This window comes from Rhizobium sp. CB3060, from assembly GCF_025200735.1.
In the GTDB taxonomy this organism is placed as follows: Bacteria; Pseudomonadota; Alphaproteobacteria; order Rhizobiales; family Rhizobiaceae; genus Rhizobium.
In genome coordinates this window covers 105,742-121,638 of the sequence record NZ_CP104160.1, presented here as the reverse complement: position 1 = coordinate 121,638, position 15,897 = coordinate 105,742, and the positions used below count along the sequence as shown (strand labels likewise).

The window sequence follows — 15,897 nt, the reverse complement described above, 5'->3', positions numbered from 1 at the left end:
AGCTAGAAAGACAGGACTGGCAAATCGGAGATGCAAGTTGAAGTTCGAGAATCAGCCATCCTATTCGCTGGGGCAGCGCGGTCCTTCCAACAAGGACACGTTTGCTGGGGAAAGTGGCAATGTAAAGCTCGTTTCACAGTCGACCCTCGGCGAGATCAATCGCGGTCGGGTGCTGCAGGCGTTGTACGACAACGGTCCCAAAAGCCGCGCGGAACTTGCCCGTCTGGCGGGCGTCAATCGCACGACGATCACAGGCATCGTCCAGCCGATGATCGAGGAGGGCCTGCTCGTCGAAGGCGACGCAGTGCCATCAGACTTCAAGGGCGGCAAGCCGGCGCGTCCGATTTATTTCAATCCTGAAGCACCAATGCTCGGCGCCGTGCTTCTCTTGCCCGGCAGGATCCAGACATGCCTCGTGACGCTCAGCGGCGATATCAAAGCTCTCACCAAAGCGCAATTCGATCCGCATGGCGACACGGATGCGTTCCTGGCGATCATCAAGGACACCTTGTCCGCGACGCTTTCCCAAGCCCACCAAGCACCTTTCGGGATCGGCATCGCCTCGGGAGGCATGATCGACAGCGACAACGGCGTGATCCTCGCAGTCAATCTTGCGCCCGTTCTGACGGGCCTCCACTTGGTCGATATCCTGCAGGCGCATTTCTCACTGCCTGTTGTCATCGACCATCACCCGCGCGCGCTTCTCGTGGGGGACCGGTGGTTCGGGCCGGGACGAGGCCAGCAAAACTTCGCGGCGATCTATACCGGTGAGGTATTGGGCGGCGCCTTCTACATCGACGGACGGGTGTATCGGGGCCTTGCCGGCTCCGGCGGCGAACTGGGCCATACCGTGGTGGAGATAAATGGGGAACTCTGCAATTGCGGCAAGCACGGATGCTGGGAAACAGTCGCCGCCCTACCCTGGCTGCGGCGTGAAGCGGCCCAACTTGGCTTCGCAAACCCCGAAAACGTCACCTGTGCTCGCCTTGTCAAAGAGGCAGCAGAAGGTTCCGAAACTGCGAACGGCCTGCTGGACCGCTATACTCGAAACGTCGCGTTCGGGATCCTCAACCTGCAGCAGACCCTGTCACTCAACTCCTATATCCTGCATGGGGACATTGCAGGCGGCGGCGCAGACGCGGCCGAACGCGTCAGGCAACATGTCGAACGGTTGGTCAAAAAGCGACCGAACCAGGAGATTTCGATCACGCTGAATGGCATCGGAGAAGGCCATACCGCATTGCGAGGCGCCGCTGGCTTAGTCTTGTCCAGCCACCTGAAGCTGGTCATATAGACGGATACGATCCCGACGGCGAGACGGCCAACGACGCGGCTAAGCCATTGTGGTTCCAATCGTCGGGAGGTCACAAAAGTATCGACCTCGCCATTGATCAGATGGTCGACAGGGGCGATCTGGATTGGACTTGAAAGCGCACAGCCTTAAGCGAAGCGGGACCATCCAAATCATTGGACGAGAGCCCGCCGAGCGGTTCGCCCCGGGTGGGCGTTCGGCTTGGCTTTCAAAGAAGCCGCCATGCCGGCTTCGAGGCAAGCGGCCATGAATGCCTCTCGTGCAACGATGGCGGCTACGCCGCCATTGAGGGCACCGCGACAGGTCTTGATGGCACGCTGATGGCGTTCGCCATAACGTAAAGGCCACTCGTTTTCGAGAAAATCCAAAGCGTCGTATACGCCCGCAAACGTCCGCTCAAGACCACACTGAAGTCGGATAGTGACCAGACGAGTCCAGGAAACATCGGTTATCGGCATCCCATTTTCCTTCCAATGTCACCTGTGGCCCATCCAACAAATATTGGAATAACTTTCGAGCGTTCAAGAGTCGCGACGAGGCGAAGTCGCCTTGATCGAGCCAGAAGGAGGCGACCGCTCAAGCCAGAGCTGGTGGCAAATGTCGCCTGTTACGATGCGATATCGAAGTCTTGCCACCGCCGCCGGCCATAATCACAAAGCCTTTTTTTAATCGCGCGTGGTGCGGCCAACCAAGCCGCTCTCTTGCGAAGATCGCACCTGCTGACGACTGTCGAACTGGAGAGTCGCCATTAGCTGCGATGATGAGGATGGCGCAAGTTTTCGACCAAGTAAGCCCTTGCCAGACGCACCTCCCGAAGACCGCTTCAAAAAAGCGGTTATTGCCGAGGCTGCGACCGGTCAGTTTCCTTGCTTGGGCAGTGAAGCGCTTATCACCTCCCACGGCTCCTTCGTCAAACAAGTCTTTTGTGGCCTTGGATTCTCCAAACGAAACTTGGATCACGATCCCTCGGTTGATGAAATCGCGAAGAAAATGATCGTAGGTAGCGCTCGTCTTCCTCATTTTTAAGGGCGGAGTGTACAACAGTCCCATAGGACGTTTGTTGGGTGGCCAGCCAATTTATACTGCCTTGAGGTCCACCAAAAATTTGTCAAATGCATTGTTGATCGGCTTGGCGATCTCAGCCACCGCCTTGCTCGCCAACGCCCGGAATTCCTTGGCATTCTCGATGCTGGTATCTACGCGCTTGTGCAGGAACGCCGATTGGAGTTCGAACACTTGTGACGGCGAACTCGCGCCGAGCAACGCTTGCAAATGCGAGAAACCGGCCACCGCATTAGCCTGCAATGCAGCGACAGACTTAAGCGACAATTCGTAGCCGACCAGGGTTGCGGTTTCGAAGATCGGAGTGAGTATTTTTTGTGCCTCTTCAGCGCTCGACGCGAATTTAAAGAAAGCTTCGGTTAACTGCTTGTTCCCCTTTTCTACGGATGCCCCGATTTGATCGGCCACCTTCAGGGGCGATGATGCTGAATTTTCGATCGTTTCAAAGGACCTTTCTGAAGCCTTGGTGGTCATAGCGCTTTCCTTCTCACCTTGTTTGTTAATGTCGCTAGGCACGGCGATATTGTTGAAAAATCTGATCCTGAGACTATCGCCTGGCAGTTTGCTCATGCACGAATGCGGAAATCAGTTTGAGGGCCGTTTTTCGGACTCCGGATCCGAGATATCCGAATTGGCTCCATTACCGCCTGGTTTACGAAGCCGGCCCTATCCTTGGCTGCCTCTTGCCGCCTAACGACGAGTACATGCAAACTCGATGCCAACTAATGCATACGCTTTCAAAAAGGTGCTTCCGACTATTGTTCTACGGGTTACGCGCAAATCTTCAGACTGCAACGCGTCTGCTATGTCGCTTATTGTCGGACTCAAGACATTTTTGAACGCCAGACAGAGCGACCACCGGAGTAATCGCTCTGACGTAGAACCATTCTTTGTCTGGCACGAAACTTGTGTGTTTATCGCCCGCCGGCGGCAAGCCGCAGCAAGCACTGTGCTGATCTCGGCTGGTCGTCACAAAAATTGAAGTCAACGGCATAGGGCACGGAACGAACCCCGACAATTGATCCTGTGGGTGTCAAAGGGTTCTGGCGAACACCGCGTCGATAACCTGCCAAAAAACCCAGCCTGCGGCGAGAATGTCGAGGTTGACGACAAATATCCGTAGGGATGCAATCAACGGAGTTAAGGATGAATAGATATTTTTGCGAATTGCTGGGAACCTTTGCGCTCATTTTCTTCGGCTGCGGCACACTCCTCTTTATGCATTCGGAGGTGGGGGCTCTCGGTGTCGCACTTGCCTTCGGGATGACAGTGGTAGCAATGGCCTACGCGATTGGCCCAGTATCAGGCGCTCATCTCAATCCCGCCGTCAGCCTCGGTTTTCTTGTTTCGCGACGGTTTGGACTGTGGGACTTCGTCGCGTATGTCTTGGCTCAAAGTGCGGGGGCTATCGCGGCGGCAGGCGCGCTCTATGTGATAGCCATGGACAAAGTCGGCGGCTACGACATTGCCGTAGAAGGTTTCGCTCAAAACGGCTGGGGAGCCTATGGGGTAAGATCTGCGTTCCTGTTTGAGTTCATTTCCACGTTTCTGTTTGTGACGGTATTTCTCAAAAGCACGGCCGAGGACGGGGCGGGCATTGTCGCAGGTTTTGCGATCGGTCTTAGCCTAGTTGCGATCCATGTGGCGGGCATTACTGTTTCGGGTGCTTCTGTAAACCCTGCACGGTCGCTCGGCCCGGCGCTCTTTGCAGGCGAGACGGCGCGCACGCAGCTCTGGCTTTATATAGTTGCACCAATGCTCGGTGCTGTTGCGGCGGGCCTTCTGCAACTCAGTGAAGTTCTCGCGTTTCGACCAACAAGCAATCCGCTGAAGCGCAATGGCACCACTCTTGCAGGCCGAAGTAGAGCTGATGCAGCTCGCCACGTCCGATCCCGCTCCTGATCCAGATTTCTGCGGACTTCACATTTCCTTGACGGCGAACCGCCCCACCCCCGAGCCACTGGGCTACATATCACGTGATTTCATTTTCCGCCGTGCATTGTCACCTAAGCCGGTTCCAGTTTCGTCTTTTAGGTCGCGTTGATCTTCTTTCCCGACTGGAAAATCGGAGGCGGCCAGATTTGGAAAAACTTGGGTCCGTATTCAGAGCCCGACGGCCTAAAATAGACGTCTGATCGATATTGCGGCTGATGCTTCTGCAGGGATGCTCTGTGAGCGGTTTCAGCGCCAGCACTTCGGAATTACCTGTGAACCCTCTCTGCTCGGCATTATGAGGTCCGCTCATGGATCCATGAAGGAATGCCATTTCGGTTTTGGTGTGCCTCATGATATTGGCGGCTGGGGCAACGAATATCGCCTCGCCCGAGTCCATAGACCGGAGAGCATCAGCCGTGCGCGAAAGCCATCGCGCAACACTTGCGTTGCAGTACAACCATTGGTTGTTGGTAGCGATATGATAATAATCTTAGGCCGTAAACCCTCCGGCCAACGTCAAAAGAAGAGGTCTTTGAATGCGCGCAGACGTCCAGTGGAAATTGTGCTGGGAAAATGAGTTGCAACTCTCCGATCATGTCAATCTCGCCGAGTTCTTTCGGAAGACATACGGGCCGACTGGAGCGTTTAATGCAAAGCCGTTCCAAGGCAGTCAAAGCTGGGCCGGCGCAAGACCTGAGCTTCGTGCGATCGCGTATGACTCGATCGGTGTTGCGGCCCATCTGGGTTTGCTGCGCCGTTTCATCAAAGTTGATGGGGTAGATCTTTTGGTGGCTGAGCTAGGTCTGTATGGAGTGCGTCCGGATCTTGAGGGGCTCGGCATCGCCCATTCGATCCAGGTTATGCTTCCAACATTGCAGAAGTTTCAAGTTCCATTCGCCTTCGGTACGGTTCGACCCGAGCTGCGGAAACACATTGAAAGATTCGGCCGACACAGCCCGCTGACTGTTGTGTCACAGGTGAGCGTACGATCCACGCTGCCACACGCGCGCATCGACTTGCCGCCCACCCGTGTCGAGGATCCGCTTGTCATCATTATGCCCATTGGACAGCCCATCTCCGCCTGGCCGGCCGGTACGATGATCGACCGGAACGGACCGGAGTTATGACCTACCTCGATTGCTTGCGGAAGTGCTCAGGCTCGTCGTGGAACTCACGGTCCCAAGCGCAATCCGGTCCGGTCATCGACAGGATCGTGCCGTCCGTCCTCGGATGAAGAGATATGCGGTTCAATGGCCTTGATCTCAATCTCCTGGTTGCGCTCGACGCCCTGATGAGCGAGCGTAATCTGACGGCGGCGGCGCGCAGCATCAACTTGAGCCAGCCAGCCATGAGCGCGGCCGTCGCCCGGCTGCGCACCTTCTTCCAAGATGAGCTGTTTACGATATCCGGGCGCGAATTTATCCCCACACCTAGGGCAGAAAGCCTGGCGCCCGCGGTGCGCGATGCTCTGCTTCATGTTCAGCTCTCCATTATTTCCAGAGAGCCGTTTGACCCCGCGCAATCGGATCGTCGCTTCAAAGTTATCCTTTCAGATTACGACGCGCTCGTATTTTTCGAAAAAGTCGTGGAGCGCGCGGTGCGGGAAGCTCCTGCTGTCAGTTTCGAATTTCGGCCCCCGGGCGATGACAATGAGGATCTACTCCGGCGCGGCGAAGTCGATCTTCTCATTCTGCCGGAAATGTTCGCGTCGAACACCCAGCCCCGAGCAAGGCTATTCGATGATGTCCACGTGTGCGTAGGCTGCACCTCGAACAAGCAACTGGCAGAGCCACTCACATTCGACAAATACATGTCGATGGCACACGTTGTGGTCAAGTTTGGGAATGTCCGTAGGCCTGGCATTGAGGAATGGTATTTGCTCGAATATGGTCACAAGAGACGCATCGACGTCGTCGTACATGGCTTCAGCATGATTCCGCCGATGGTTTCGGGCAACGAACGCATAGGAACCATGCCCTTACGGCTGGCGCAGCATTTCGCAAAAACGATACCTCTGCAAATCGTTGAGCTTCCGCTGCCATTACTCCTTCCGTTCACCGAAGCCGTACAATGGCCCGCCCTGCACAATAGTGATCCCGCAAGCCTCTGGATACGCGAACTTGTGTTCAAGGAGACGTCCTACATGATTTCGCCACCGGCCGCGGGCGAACCTCATATCCGCCGGATAAGCACCGCCCCTGTGCGGCCCACCTGCGATCGGCGAATTTGATAACGACCGGAAAAGTCATGCGCCTTGCCCTTTTTTACATAAGCCAATTGGGTTCGACCGCAACGGCCATAACCAGTCGCAACATTATTTTGCGTCCGGGCGCAGCAGAATAGCGTGGATGCGTCAGTTGAACGGAAATTCGAATAATTTCAGGTCTCCGATCGACATGAAGGACGCGCTACCATAACTCGGGTCGCGATTGCGGGTTGCAGGCATAAGGCTCAGCAGTCGTTACCGAAGCCGATCGACGTTTGTGCGTTACTTTGCCGAATGCCGGTAAAAAACATCCGCCAGAATGTGGTGATCATGGCGGTAGACTTCAGCCATGATATTGTAGAGCTCTGGATCGCGAACCTTGAACTCGTCTGATGTGGCGACGGTGAGTTCACCATTGACGTAAGCCGTATTCGTATTGAACCAAAACCGCGTGCCTTCGGCCCAATACTCATCGACGGTGTTCTCCATATACGAACGCGCCCAGAGTCCTTTTTCGCGGGCGTGGAAATAGGCTTTTTCAACTCGCGCGACGAGATCAGGATCCACCGTGCGAAGCGCGTTGAAGATGTTATGGGAGAATTCGTGAACAAGAATGTTCCCTCCGTAATACCGAGTGCCGCGCACGCCCATCAAATTTTCCACGGCCCCCGTCGTGTAGAGCCCGCCCATGCCGCGCGCCCGTTGGGCCCAGTATTCCCGGGCAGTCATCTTGTCGATCGTGTTGGCGTAATTCCGCCGTTCGTCGGGGGTGAGGCGCGGATCATCGGGCGCCGGCTTCTTCCAATCCCGCTGCTCCGGAATGTCAGTCGTCGTCTCGTCGATTGCCATAATGCCCACCCGCGCCCCAGCCCGGATTAAAGCATCGCGAACGTCACGACGTTCTGACAACATGTATAGGACAATGTCACGTGCGATCAAAAGTGCCGTGTCTGGAACCTTTTCGGACGAGATAATAGGTATGCCCGCTGCGTCAGCATATTTGGCATAAAACGGATCCAGGCCGAGTGAAGTCGGTGGGCTGCGAACCATGAAAGTATCGAAATTGGATATATCAGCCATCGACAATGGCGACGCAGATAACCCATCCTCAGCGCCGCCGAGTCCCCCTGCGGACGCAGCAAGAAGATATCCACTACACAGGACCATCCCCATCGAGCATACATGAATCATCATGACCTTTCCCCAATGCGCTGTCTTCCTGAGACGACGCAACAACCGTGCCAATTACCAAGCAAAGAACCGATGGCTATATCTGTCGACGATAGTCTGTCGCGCTGAGCATTTGCGGCTACGCCTTTATCCGAAGGATAAGCGGATTAGGACTTGCAGCTGAAGGCAACATGCTTCTCGACGCTGGGACGTTGCTCGCAGCCGCGCTTGCATCAATACGAACCGAGGTCGCCTACCGCGCTGGTCGGTGGATTTCACCGCTGTGAAGTGAAGCTTGCCGGAACCATCCGACGTTTGGATGAGTCCTATCAAATCAATCGATTATCCCAATGGGCCAATCAAGCGTAAATAGGCGGTGAAGTGCTCCACCGACAGTGGGGTCCGCGATGCTAATCAGTGGTGGTCCACGTGAAGATAAGCCTCCTCGGCAGGGATGTCGACGATGTCCCCATTGATCACATTCGCCACGGTCGACTCATCAGTGGCGAAGGTATTGGGCAGATCAGGATACCCAATCCGCCGATGGACGATATCGATCTCGCTTGCATGGCCGTCTTTGAGGTCTCGATCGAGTCCGTGGCTCTCGGTTTGTAATTTCATGCTCCAGGAACCCCTCATGAAGATTTCAGTGGTGATCGTCCTATCGAGCTGCACATTGCTGCCGGTCTCTACGCTGTCCATCGCGATTGCGATCCCGACTAACTGAAACGGAGAAAAGATATGTCTGATGCAAAACTGCAAGGTGTGCTTTCGGCTCTTTCGCAGACGGCGAGACAGCTAGACGCTATTCCGCCCAAACAGCCGGGTCCGGAGGCCAATTGCGTTAAGCTGGACACGAATGAGAATCCATTTCCGTTGCCAATGCTGGTGATGCGAAGCGCGATTGCCGCCCTCAAACGGCATTATCTTTATCCCGAAGATGATAATCGCTGCTTGCGGGAAGCGGCCGCCAATGCGTATGGCCTCTCTCGCGATCAGGTGATCGCCGGCAATGGATCGTCTGAACTGCTGGCGCTCATCTACAGGGCTTTCCTTGCTCCCGGTGATAGTGTGGCGATGATGTCGCCAGGTTTTTCGTTCAACCGCAAACTAGCCATGTTGCAAGGTGCTCGATTTCTCGAAATCGGATGGGGCAAATCTTATTCGTTGCCGATAGAGCAATTGCTTCTCGGTCCCGCAAAAGAGGCAAAGTTCATCCTGCTGGCCAATCCGAATAACCCGAGCGGAACCTTTATTCCGATAGCCGAGATCGACAGGCTCGCTGCGCAATCCGACCGTTTGATCGTGTTGGATGAGGCGTATGTCGATTTTGCGCCCGACGATGCTCTACGACTTATCAATCGCCACTCGAACCTGCTGGTCTTAAGAACATTTTCCAAAAGCTACGCCGCCGCCGGTATTCGCATTGGCTTCGGCTTCGGTCATCCTGAACTTATCGGAAGGCTGCGTAACAGCCAAAATCTCTTCAACATGAATCTTATCGCCCACGCGGTCGGCACTAGCATCCTCTCGCACCGCGCCGCCTACGCCGAGAACCACAAACATATCAAAGATGAAAGAAACCGAACCACGGCTGCACTTTCTAAACTAGGATTTTCGGTGACACCGTCTCATGCAAATTTCTTGCTCGCTCGCGTACCACCTGGGCAAAACGGCACGTGGTGGCAAGCATCGTTGAGAAGACGAAAGATACTTGTGGCCGTCTTTCCCGATGACGGCTTGGAAAATCATATTCGCGTAAGCATTGGTTCAAAAAACCAAATGGATGCATTCCTATCGGCCGCCGCTGACATTTCTGAAAGCCTGAAAGTGCAGCCAGTCACGCACGGCTAATTTTTGTTTTTGCGCACGCTACAGAAACAGCCAAGTCGATCTGGCCGGGATACCGAGATCTCTGCACCAGATGAGGTTCACACAACCGGTATCGGCCATTGCACTTTCCCTAGTGCTTTTTGATGCCTTGTCGTGGAGAACCATGGCCGGAGCATAGACGGCCTCTTGATCGCTTGAATCGACATCTTTCGTTAACATTGGAGACAATTGAATGGGAAATGCCATTCCTTCTAATCTGACCTTCGGCATCTTCGATCATCTGGACGACAACGGCTGCGACATAGCCCAGCAGTACGCAGATCGCCTGAGGTTAGCCGAGGCGTGCGACGGCCTTGGTTTTTATGCTTATCATCTTGCTGAGCACCACTGTACTCCGCATGGGAGAGGGCCATCACCAAATTTGTTTTTGTCGAGCGTCGCGCAGCGTACGCGTTGGATTCGTATCGGGCCACTTGTCATGCTGCTGCCCCTTTATCATCCACTGCGGGCTTTTGAAGAAATCTGTATGCTGGACCAATTGAGCGGCGGCAGAGTTGAGGTCGGGATTGGACGCGGTTCTCTCCCGATTGAATTAAGCTATTTCGGGATGTGTGCGGACGCGGCACCAGGCTGCTACGCGGAAGCAAGTGAAATTCTTGTTAATGCGATGAGAGGCGGCACGCTGTCCCATAAGGGCCAGCATTTTGAGCTGAGCAGCATACCTTTGACACTAAGACCTCATCAAAGGCCGCATCCACCGATGTGGATTGCCACAGGTAGACCCGAGTCGGCCCGCTGGGCCGCTGCGAATGGCGCAAACATCGCGTGCCTGGGACCGTCCTCTTCTGTCCGCAGAATTACTGACGCCTTCCGCGCCCATCGAAAAGAGAACACGGGCGAAGATGATCAATCCTCATTTCGTGGGTTGCTTCGCATGATCGTGATTGGGCGCTCTGACCGCGAAGCCCGTGTGCTCGCTGCGCCGGCTTACGAACACTGGCTCGCCAGCTTTAAATTCCTTTACGAGCTAAATGAACTGCAGACTCCACCAAACCTGCCGCTGACTTTCGACGAGGCAGTTGAGAATGAGTTATGCGTCGTAGGGTCGGCGGCGTCGGTGAGACAAACATTACTGAGCCAGATAGATGCGGCAGGCGCCAACTATCTTCTATGTCAACTTGCATTTGGGACCCTGCCGCTGGACGCTTCCCTTTACACAGCAGCCACTATTCAATCCGAATTTATGGCTCATCTTAACTGATGTGCCATAATTTGGAGCCCAACAACTTTTTCCTGCGCCGTGCTGGCCCTCCAGTTGGATGCTAAAGGTCAAGCAACAATCCTCGCCGTCGCATCCGGTTCATATGCTCCTGATGATGGAAAAGTTTTTGCAGCGGCCTCTCCATGGTCAGCAGATCGCCTTGCCGTTGTCCTATGCCAAGCATTGAGGGCCACATTGTCGCCGAGTACGTCAGCCGGAGCCGGCTATATCGCCCCTTTTGGCTCTACTTTGGGAAAGAAGCCTTGTTCCCCGCACTATATGAGAGAAATTAAAAATGATCGATCGTTACATCTCTGCCGCATCGTTGGCCGCTGCGGTTTTGGGCTTGATGTTTCTCAGCAATCCTGCGCCGGCGCAGCAAACGCCGCAAGAAAAGCAACCCGCCCAAGCACAACCAGATGGCAATGTTGGGGCTGCGAGCATCAGTGACCAGAAGATCGAAGCTTTTGCCATCGCGTATCTCCAGGTGGGCAATATTAGGCAGGAGTATGCGGCCAGGATCGAGGCGGCGCCGGATGAGACATCGAAGCAAGAGCTACGGAGCGAGGCAAGAAAACAGATGATACAGGCCGTTCAGACCTCTGCCAATATTTCGGTGGACGAATACAACCAAATTCTGTCGGCTGCACAGAAGGACCCTGTTCTCGTTAAGAAACTTGAGGATAAACTGCAGAAATCCGGACCCACAGAGCAGTGAGCGACGCTTCGATCACCAATCCATTTGCCGCCATGGCCGCGCCAAGTCCTACAATCTTGGCACGGCGTTGACCAGGGTTCTTCATCACAACGTCCGCGACATTGCTTCAAACCGGCGGTGCGCACGTCAACACGATACTGTGCGGCAATTTTCCGGCAGCCCAGCAGTCACATACGAGCAATGGACGCAATCATCTACTCTTCGGCGGACGTGTGCATTATCCGGATCTGCTAATGGCTCAAAGTGCCACTGTCGAACAAGATCACCCAAGTAGCTCTCACGGCGTAGTCGCATCTCCGACATCGTTAAGCGGCAGACCGACGGGCAAACGGGAGGTCATGAATGAGCGATGATCGCGCTCGGCTACCGGTTGAACGTATGCGCCGTCTACGCCCCATTGATTTTAGAGTTTCAGCTACCGGGTAAGGCTGCCTAAGGGCCAGATGTGAGCTCACCGGATAGTATCTGACGAGCTCATTATGAGGCCTTGATGCGGGCGGCATAGGCCCATGGCATCAGCGCATCGATGTCTTTGGCGAGGTGGCCATTTGCGAGGCGGGTGAAGAGGTCGCACAGGTAGGCGTATGGCTCGACGCCGTTCATTTTGCACGTGCCGATCAGGCTGGCAAAGCGGGCCCAATTTCGGCCCCCTTCATCGTGCCCGGCAAAGAGCGCATTGCGGCGGTTCATGGCCGGTCGGCGGATGGCGTTTTCCACCAGGTTGGAGTCAATATCGACGTGGCCGTCGTCCAGGAACAGCCGGAAGCCGTCCTGTCGCGTTAGCATATAGGCCAGGGCTTTTCCGAGATCAGACTTGCGTGAGACGCGCTTGGCTTGCGCTGCCAGCCAGGTGAAGAACTCGTCCACGAGCGGAAGGGACAGGTCCTGTCGAACTGCCCGGCGATGTTCGGGATCTGAGCCCCGGATACTGTCTTCGACCTTGTAGAGCGCGGCGATCCGCACCAGCGCCTCGTCGACGATGGGCGATCCACTCTTTGGCGTGGCCTTGATCAGCTTCCTGCGCCCGTGCGCCCAGCAGAAAGCCAGCTTCAAGGGATCGCCGCCCATCCGGGCCGACGTGGCGAGGTGAGAGTAACCACCGTAGGCATCGACCTGGATTGTCCCGTTGAACCCGTCAAGGATTTCAGCGGCATATTCGCCCTTACGCCCGGGCCGGTAATGGAACACCACGCCCTGCGGCGCGGAGCCATTCCAGCCACGGTCGTCACGCAACACGGCCCAGAGATAACCTGTCTTCGTCTTGCCTCGCCCCGGATCAAGAACCGGAGCTGTTGTCTCGTCGACATAGAGCCGCGTGCTTTCAAACAGCAGCCGTTCAGCCATGTGGTCGACCACCGGTGCGATTTCGCTGCCCGTGCGCCCAAGCCAGTCGGACAGGACCGTGCGGTCGATCGGCACCCCGTGTCGCGCCATGACCTCGGCCTGCCGGTTGAGCGGCATATGTTCGGAATGTTTGGCGACGGCAATCTCAGCCAGAAGGGCTTCGGTCGGCCAGCTCCCTTCCAGCAGATGCGCTGGCGCTCTGGCCTGGATGACGCCCGTTCGACCCTTGGGGCATGCGTATTTCGGGCGGATCGTGACGATCACCTCGTAGCGCGCCGGAACCCGGTCGAGCCGTTCCGTCCGATCCTCGCCGATCCGGACCATGTTGCCGCAGCCGCAGGGACAAACGATGCTCTCGGGCTCGATCACTCTCTCGACCCGCGGCAGGTGTTCGGGCAGTGCACGGGCCTTACGCTCCTTGCGAGGAACGGCCTTGTCCGGATCGGATGCGCTGGCTTCGATCTTTTTCTCGACGGCGGCAATCCGCGCCTGTGTTTCGGCAATCGCCGTTTCAAGGTCTTCCAGCGCCAGTTCCATCTGCGCCGGATCGAGCTTTTCCGATTTCGGCCCGAACTTCGTGCGCCGATAGTCGTGAACCTGCCCCTCAAGCTTCTCGATCAGTTCCTTCAGCTCGGTGATGAACGCGTCCTTTTCGGCGACCACCGCTTGCTCATGCTGACGTGCCGCACGCTCGACCGACAGCTCGAACTGCACGTCCGCAAAGGCTTTCAAAACCTCGGGAGGAAGGTCCGGGAACTGGCTAAGATCGATCGGCTGCGACATGCAGCTTCATAGCAAATCGAAGCAGAAAAACCCAATAAAACAATACAAAAACAGGACGGCTGAGTCATCCTGCCGCAGTCGGCGCTGTTACCCGTTGCGCCATGACCCGTCGCCAATCAAGCCCTTCGAATAAGGCTTCGTATTGACCCCTGGAAAGACGCATCGTCCCATCCTGAACCTTGGGCCAGGCAAAGCTACCCTGTTCCAGAATTTTGTAGGTCAGCACCATTCCGGTGCCATCCCACACCAGGATTTTGAGGCGATCGCCGCGCTTCGACCGGAAGATCACGGTCACCCCGGAATGCGGATCGAGCTTCAACTCGGTCTGCACCATCAGAGCCAGCGCCTGATGCCCACAGCGGAAGTCCACCGGACGCGTTGCAATCAGGATCGGCAGTCGTTGGCCCGCGACAATCATGCCGCCCCTCGCATGGCTCGCACCAGAGCCGCCACACGTTCAACCGGCACATCGTCGGGAACCCGCATCACAACGTCCGGGCCGATCTCCAACGTCAGGACCGACGAAGCCGCCTCCGGCAGCGGCGGCGCCAAAACATTCACAGCCGCGCTCGGCTCTGCCGCAATCGCCAAAGGCACAAATGCAGGCTCGGCATCGCCGCTCTCCGACAGCCCCGACATAGACTCAAAAGGCAGGGCCAGAGTGCCCTCGCGCACTTGCCGGCGCCACAAGGAAAGCTGGTGCGGAACAACGTCATGACGGCGCGCGACATCAACGACACGAGCACCAGGCTCAAGGCTTTCCGCTACGATCCGCGCCTTCACATCATCTGGCCAACGCCGGTTTCCGCGGCGCGGCTGGACAACTTCGTAGCGCCCAACAAATCCATCATCTGCCATGCAAATCTCCAGATAGTCCTGGAAACCTTCTCGCACACGCAGCAAGCCTCAAAATATAGCCAATCCAATGGGGCGGAGGCGGCGCTTACGGTTGAACTGAAATCCCCAGCGTTAACCTAATCCCATTGTCAAAGCGGTCGGCGAGACGACGCGGGAAAGGTCAAACTTACCGGGAGGATTAAGGCGCCGCTCCGGAAACGGCGCTATGGCAGCCATTTAACAGTCATGGCCCAATGAAGTTCGGATCATAGATGTGCCGGACAACATTCGTGCTGGTTTGGGTTGCTGAGCGGCGCGGTCGTGGCAATCGGCGAATCCATGCGGGACGCCTCCGCAAACAGCATTTCGCGCATCCAGACGCTTCCCGGATCACCATTGTGAAGTTCATGCCATTGAACCGCTTCGGTGAACGGAAGGGGTCGTGGCAGCGGAAGCTCGACGATCCGCAGGGGCATTGTTCTTGCGAAATGCTGCGCCAGCCGCAAGGGCATGGTTCCTATGCGCTCATTGCCCGAAACCATGGACGGAATCATGCTGTATCCATGTACGACGACGTCGATACGTCGCTCGCGACCGTGCTCGAGGAGGCACGATTCCGCGAGCCCCGGCCTCCTCGTATAGAATTTGGCTACAACGTGCCCCATCGACATGTATTTCTCGAACGTAAATGGCTCTTCCAGTTGCTTGTTCGAGGTGCAGCCTACGCACACATGGACATCATCGAACAGTCTCGCTTGTGGATGGGCGTTTGACATAAATATTTCGGGCAGAATGAAAAAATCAACGTCGCCGCGCCGAAGAAGATCCTCCGTATCGTCGCCGGGGGGAAGAAATTCGAAGCTGATGCCGGGAGCTTCTCGCGCGACACGCTCTGCAATCCTTTCGAAAAACACGAGTGTGACGTAATCGGAAAGTACAATCTTGAAGCGGCGATCCGACCTGGCCGGGTCAAACGGCTCCCTGGAAATAATCGAGAGCTGAATCTGCAGCAGAGCCTCGCGCACCGCGGGCGCAATACCTTCCGCCCGCCGGGTGGGGATAAATTCACGGCCGGCCATCGTAAACAGCTCATCTTGGAAATAGGTGCGCAATCGGGAGACGGCAGCGCTCATGGCAGGTTGGCTCAGGTTGATGCTGCGCGCCGCCGCCGTCAAATTACGCTCGCTCATCAGGGCGTCGAGCGCAACTAGGAGATTTAGGTCAAGACCATTGAACCGCATATCTTATCTATCCATAGCGTATATACGCCATCCAAACCTATTAGTACTCCTCATTAGTAATACAAATTGACGTTTTCACAGCGCAAAGAGGCGTTGTGAAAACTTTCTTCGCAAATCGCATATTGAGCGGAAAATTGAATATGGCGCTGTCCGATAGCGGACCCCATACGTTGGAAAGAAAGAGCGATCCGCACC

General features: G+C 55.9%; 16 protein-coding genes. 7 read left to right on the top strand and 9 right to left on the bottom strand.

Annotated features, from left to right (window positions below; all coding sequences use genetic code 11):
- The first annotated feature begins 37 nt into the window (after positions 1 to 37).
- Positions 38 to 1,294, top strand: coding sequence for an ROK family transcriptional regulator (locus N2601_RS30130; RefSeq protein WP_260305651.1), 1,257 nt, complete (start codon positions 38 to 40; stop codon positions 1,292 to 1,294).
- 170 nt (positions 1,295 to 1,464) lie between these two features.
- Here the strand turns inward: N2601_RS30130 and N2601_RS30125 are convergent, their stop codons facing one another.
- The 3 genes from N2601_RS30125 to N2601_RS30115 form a co-directional block, all read right to left on the bottom strand.
- On the bottom strand, positions 1,465 to 1,770 hold the full coding sequence (locus N2601_RS30125; RefSeq protein WP_260305650.1) for a DUF982 domain-containing protein: 306 nt from the start codon (positions 1,768 to 1,770) through the stop codon (positions 1,465 to 1,467).
- A gap of 118 nt (positions 1,771 to 1,888) precedes the next feature.
- The gene (locus tag N2601_RS30120; RefSeq protein ID WP_260305649.1) at positions 1,889 to 2,362 is read right to left on the bottom strand and encodes a hypothetical protein; all 474 of its coding nucleotides are present in this window, start codon (positions 2,360 to 2,362) and stop codon (positions 1,889 to 1,891) included.
- A gap of 27 nt (positions 2,363 to 2,389) precedes the next feature.
- Positions 2,390 to 2,848 (bottom strand): phasin, encoded by a 459-nt coding sequence (locus tag N2601_RS30115; protein WP_260305648.1) that lies wholly within the window; start codon positions 2,846 to 2,848, stop codon positions 2,390 to 2,392.
- A gap of 672 nt (positions 2,849 to 3,520) precedes the next feature.
- Here N2601_RS30115 and N2601_RS30110 point away from each other — a divergent pair.
- The 3 genes from N2601_RS30110 (at position 3,521) to N2601_RS30100 (ending at position 6,539) form a co-directional block, all read left to right on the top strand.
- Positions 3,521 to 4,276, top strand: a complete 756-nt coding sequence (locus tag N2601_RS30110; protein WP_260305647.1) for an aquaporin — start codon at positions 3,521 to 3,523, stop codon at positions 4,274 to 4,276.
- A gap of 569 nt (positions 4,277 to 4,845) precedes the next feature.
- Positions 4,846 to 5,436, top strand: coding sequence for a NodA family N-acyltransferase (locus N2601_RS30105; protein WP_260305646.1), 591 nt, complete (start codon positions 4,846 to 4,848; stop codon positions 5,434 to 5,436).
- Between the two features lie 113 nt (positions 5,437 to 5,549).
- Positions 5,550 to 6,539, top strand: coding sequence for a LysR family transcriptional regulator (locus N2601_RS30100; protein WP_260305645.1), 990 nt, complete (start codon positions 5,550 to 5,552; stop codon positions 6,537 to 6,539).
- Between the two features lie 258 nt (positions 6,540 to 6,797).
- Here N2601_RS30100 and N2601_RS30095 read toward each other — a convergent pair whose 3' ends face one another.
- Both N2601_RS30095 and N2601_RS30090 read right to left on the bottom strand, forming a co-directional pair.
- On the bottom strand, positions 6,798 to 7,706 hold the full coding sequence (locus N2601_RS30095) for a glycoside hydrolase (protein ID WP_311319477.1): 909 nt from the start codon (positions 7,704 to 7,706) through the stop codon (positions 6,798 to 6,800).
- A gap of 393 nt (positions 7,707 to 8,099) precedes the next feature.
- Complete coding sequence (locus tag N2601_RS30090; RefSeq protein ID WP_260305643.1) at positions 8,100 to 8,387, bottom strand: hypothetical protein; 288 nt, start codon at positions 8,385 to 8,387, stop codon at positions 8,100 to 8,102.
- A gap of 39 nt (positions 8,388 to 8,426) precedes the next feature.
- On the opposite strand from N2601_RS30090, the gene N2601_RS30085 reads away from it, so the two are divergent.
- The 3 genes from N2601_RS30085 (at position 8,427) to N2601_RS30075 (ending at position 11,497) form a co-directional block, all read left to right on the top strand.
- Positions 8,427 to 9,539 carry a pyridoxal phosphate-dependent aminotransferase gene (locus tag N2601_RS30085; protein ID WP_260305642.1) on the top strand — a complete coding sequence of 371 codons (1,113 nt, stop codon included), beginning with the start codon at positions 8,427 to 8,429 and terminating at the stop codon, positions 9,537 to 9,539.
- A 211-nt stretch (positions 9,540 to 9,750) separates the two neighbouring features.
- Entirely contained in the window at positions 9,751 to 10,779 is a 1,029-nt protein-coding gene (locus N2601_RS30080; RefSeq protein WP_260305641.1) for an LLM class flavin-dependent oxidoreductase, read from the top strand.
- A 295-nt stretch (positions 10,780 to 11,074) separates the two neighbouring features.
- Positions 11,075 to 11,497, top strand: a complete 423-nt coding sequence (locus tag N2601_RS30075) for a DUF4168 domain-containing protein (protein WP_260305640.1) — start codon at positions 11,075 to 11,077, stop codon at positions 11,495 to 11,497.
- A gap of 477 nt (positions 11,498 to 11,974) precedes the next feature.
- Here the strand turns inward: N2601_RS30075 and tnpC are convergent, their stop codons facing one another.
- From tnpC to N2601_RS30055, 4 genes are all read right to left on the bottom strand, one after another.
- On the bottom strand, positions 11,975 to 13,624 hold the full coding sequence (gene tnpC, locus N2601_RS30070) for an IS66 family transposase (RefSeq protein WP_260305393.1): 1,650 nt from the start codon (positions 13,622 to 13,624) through the stop codon (positions 11,975 to 11,977).
- Positions 13,625 to 13,688: 64 nt separating this feature from the next.
- Positions 13,689 to 14,042 carry an IS66 family insertion sequence element accessory protein TnpB gene (gene tnpB, locus N2601_RS30065; RefSeq protein ID WP_260304104.1) on the bottom strand — a complete coding sequence of 118 codons (354 nt, stop codon included), beginning with the start codon at positions 14,040 to 14,042 and terminating at the stop codon, positions 13,689 to 13,691.
- Complete coding sequence (gene tnpA, locus N2601_RS30060) at positions 14,039 to 14,482, bottom strand: IS66-like element accessory protein TnpA (RefSeq protein WP_260304103.1); 444 nt, start codon at positions 14,480 to 14,482, stop codon at positions 14,039 to 14,041. The genes tnpB and tnpA overlap by 4 nt, the downstream gene beginning before the upstream one ends.
- 245 nt (positions 14,483 to 14,727) lie before the next feature.
- The gene (locus tag N2601_RS30055; RefSeq protein WP_260305639.1) at positions 14,728 to 15,702 is read right to left on the bottom strand and encodes a LysR family transcriptional regulator; all 975 of its coding nucleotides are present in this window, start codon (positions 15,700 to 15,702) and stop codon (positions 14,728 to 14,730) included.
- Between the last annotated feature and the right edge of the window lie 195 nt (positions 15,703 to 15,897).

Bases quoted from the DNA above. Each gene is read 5' to 3' on its own strand.
- tnpA (WP_260304103.1), bottom strand. From the start codon at position 14,482: ATGGCAGATGATGGATTTGTTGGGCGCTACGAAGTTGTCCAGCCGCGC.
- tnpB (WP_260304104.1), bottom strand. From the start codon at position 14,042: ATGATTGTCGCGGGCCAACGACTGCCGATCCTGATTGCAACGCGTCCG.
- N2601_RS30100 (WP_260305645.1), top strand. From the start codon at position 5,550: ATGCGGTTCAATGGCCTTGATCTCAATCTCCTGGTTGCGCTCGACGCC.
- N2601_RS30115 (WP_260305648.1), bottom strand. From the start codon at position 2,848: ATGACCACCAAGGCTTCAGAAAGGTCCTTTGAAACGATCGAAAATTCA.
- N2601_RS30075 (WP_260305640.1), top strand. From the start codon at position 11,075: ATGATCGATCGTTACATCTCTGCCGCATCGTTGGCCGCTGCGGTTTTG.
- N2601_RS30125 (WP_260305650.1), bottom strand. From the start codon at position 1,770: ATGCCGATAACCGATGTTTCCTGGACTCGTCTGGTCACTATCCGACTT.
- N2601_RS30110 (WP_260305647.1), top strand. From the start codon at position 3,521: ATGAATAGATATTTTTGCGAATTGCTGGGAACCTTTGCGCTCATTTTC.
- N2601_RS30105 (WP_260305646.1), top strand. From the start codon at position 4,846: ATGCGCGCAGACGTCCAGTGGAAATTGTGCTGGGAAAATGAGTTGCAA.
- N2601_RS30055 (WP_260305639.1), bottom strand. From the start codon at position 15,702: ATGCGGTTCAATGGTCTTGACCTAAATCTCCTAGTTGCGCTCGACGCC.
- tnpC (WP_260305393.1), bottom strand. From the start codon at position 13,624: ATGTCGCAGCCGATCGATCTTAGCCAGTTCCCGGACCTTCCTCCCGAG.
- N2601_RS30095 (WP_311319477.1), bottom strand. From the start codon at position 7,706: ATGATTCATGTATGCTCGATGGGGATGGTCCTGTGTAGTGGATATCTT.
- N2601_RS30090 (WP_260305643.1), bottom strand. From the start codon at position 8,387: ATGGACAGCGTAGAGACCGGCAGCAATGTGCAGCTCGATAGGACGATC.
- N2601_RS30120 (WP_260305649.1), bottom strand. From the start codon at position 2,362: ATGGGACTGTTGTACACTCCGCCCTTAAAAATGAGGAAGACGAGCGCT.
- N2601_RS30085 (WP_260305642.1), top strand. From the start codon at position 8,427: ATGTCTGATGCAAAACTGCAAGGTGTGCTTTCGGCTCTTTCGCAGACG.
- N2601_RS30080 (WP_260305641.1), top strand. From the start codon at position 9,751: ATGGGAAATGCCATTCCTTCTAATCTGACCTTCGGCATCTTCGATCAT.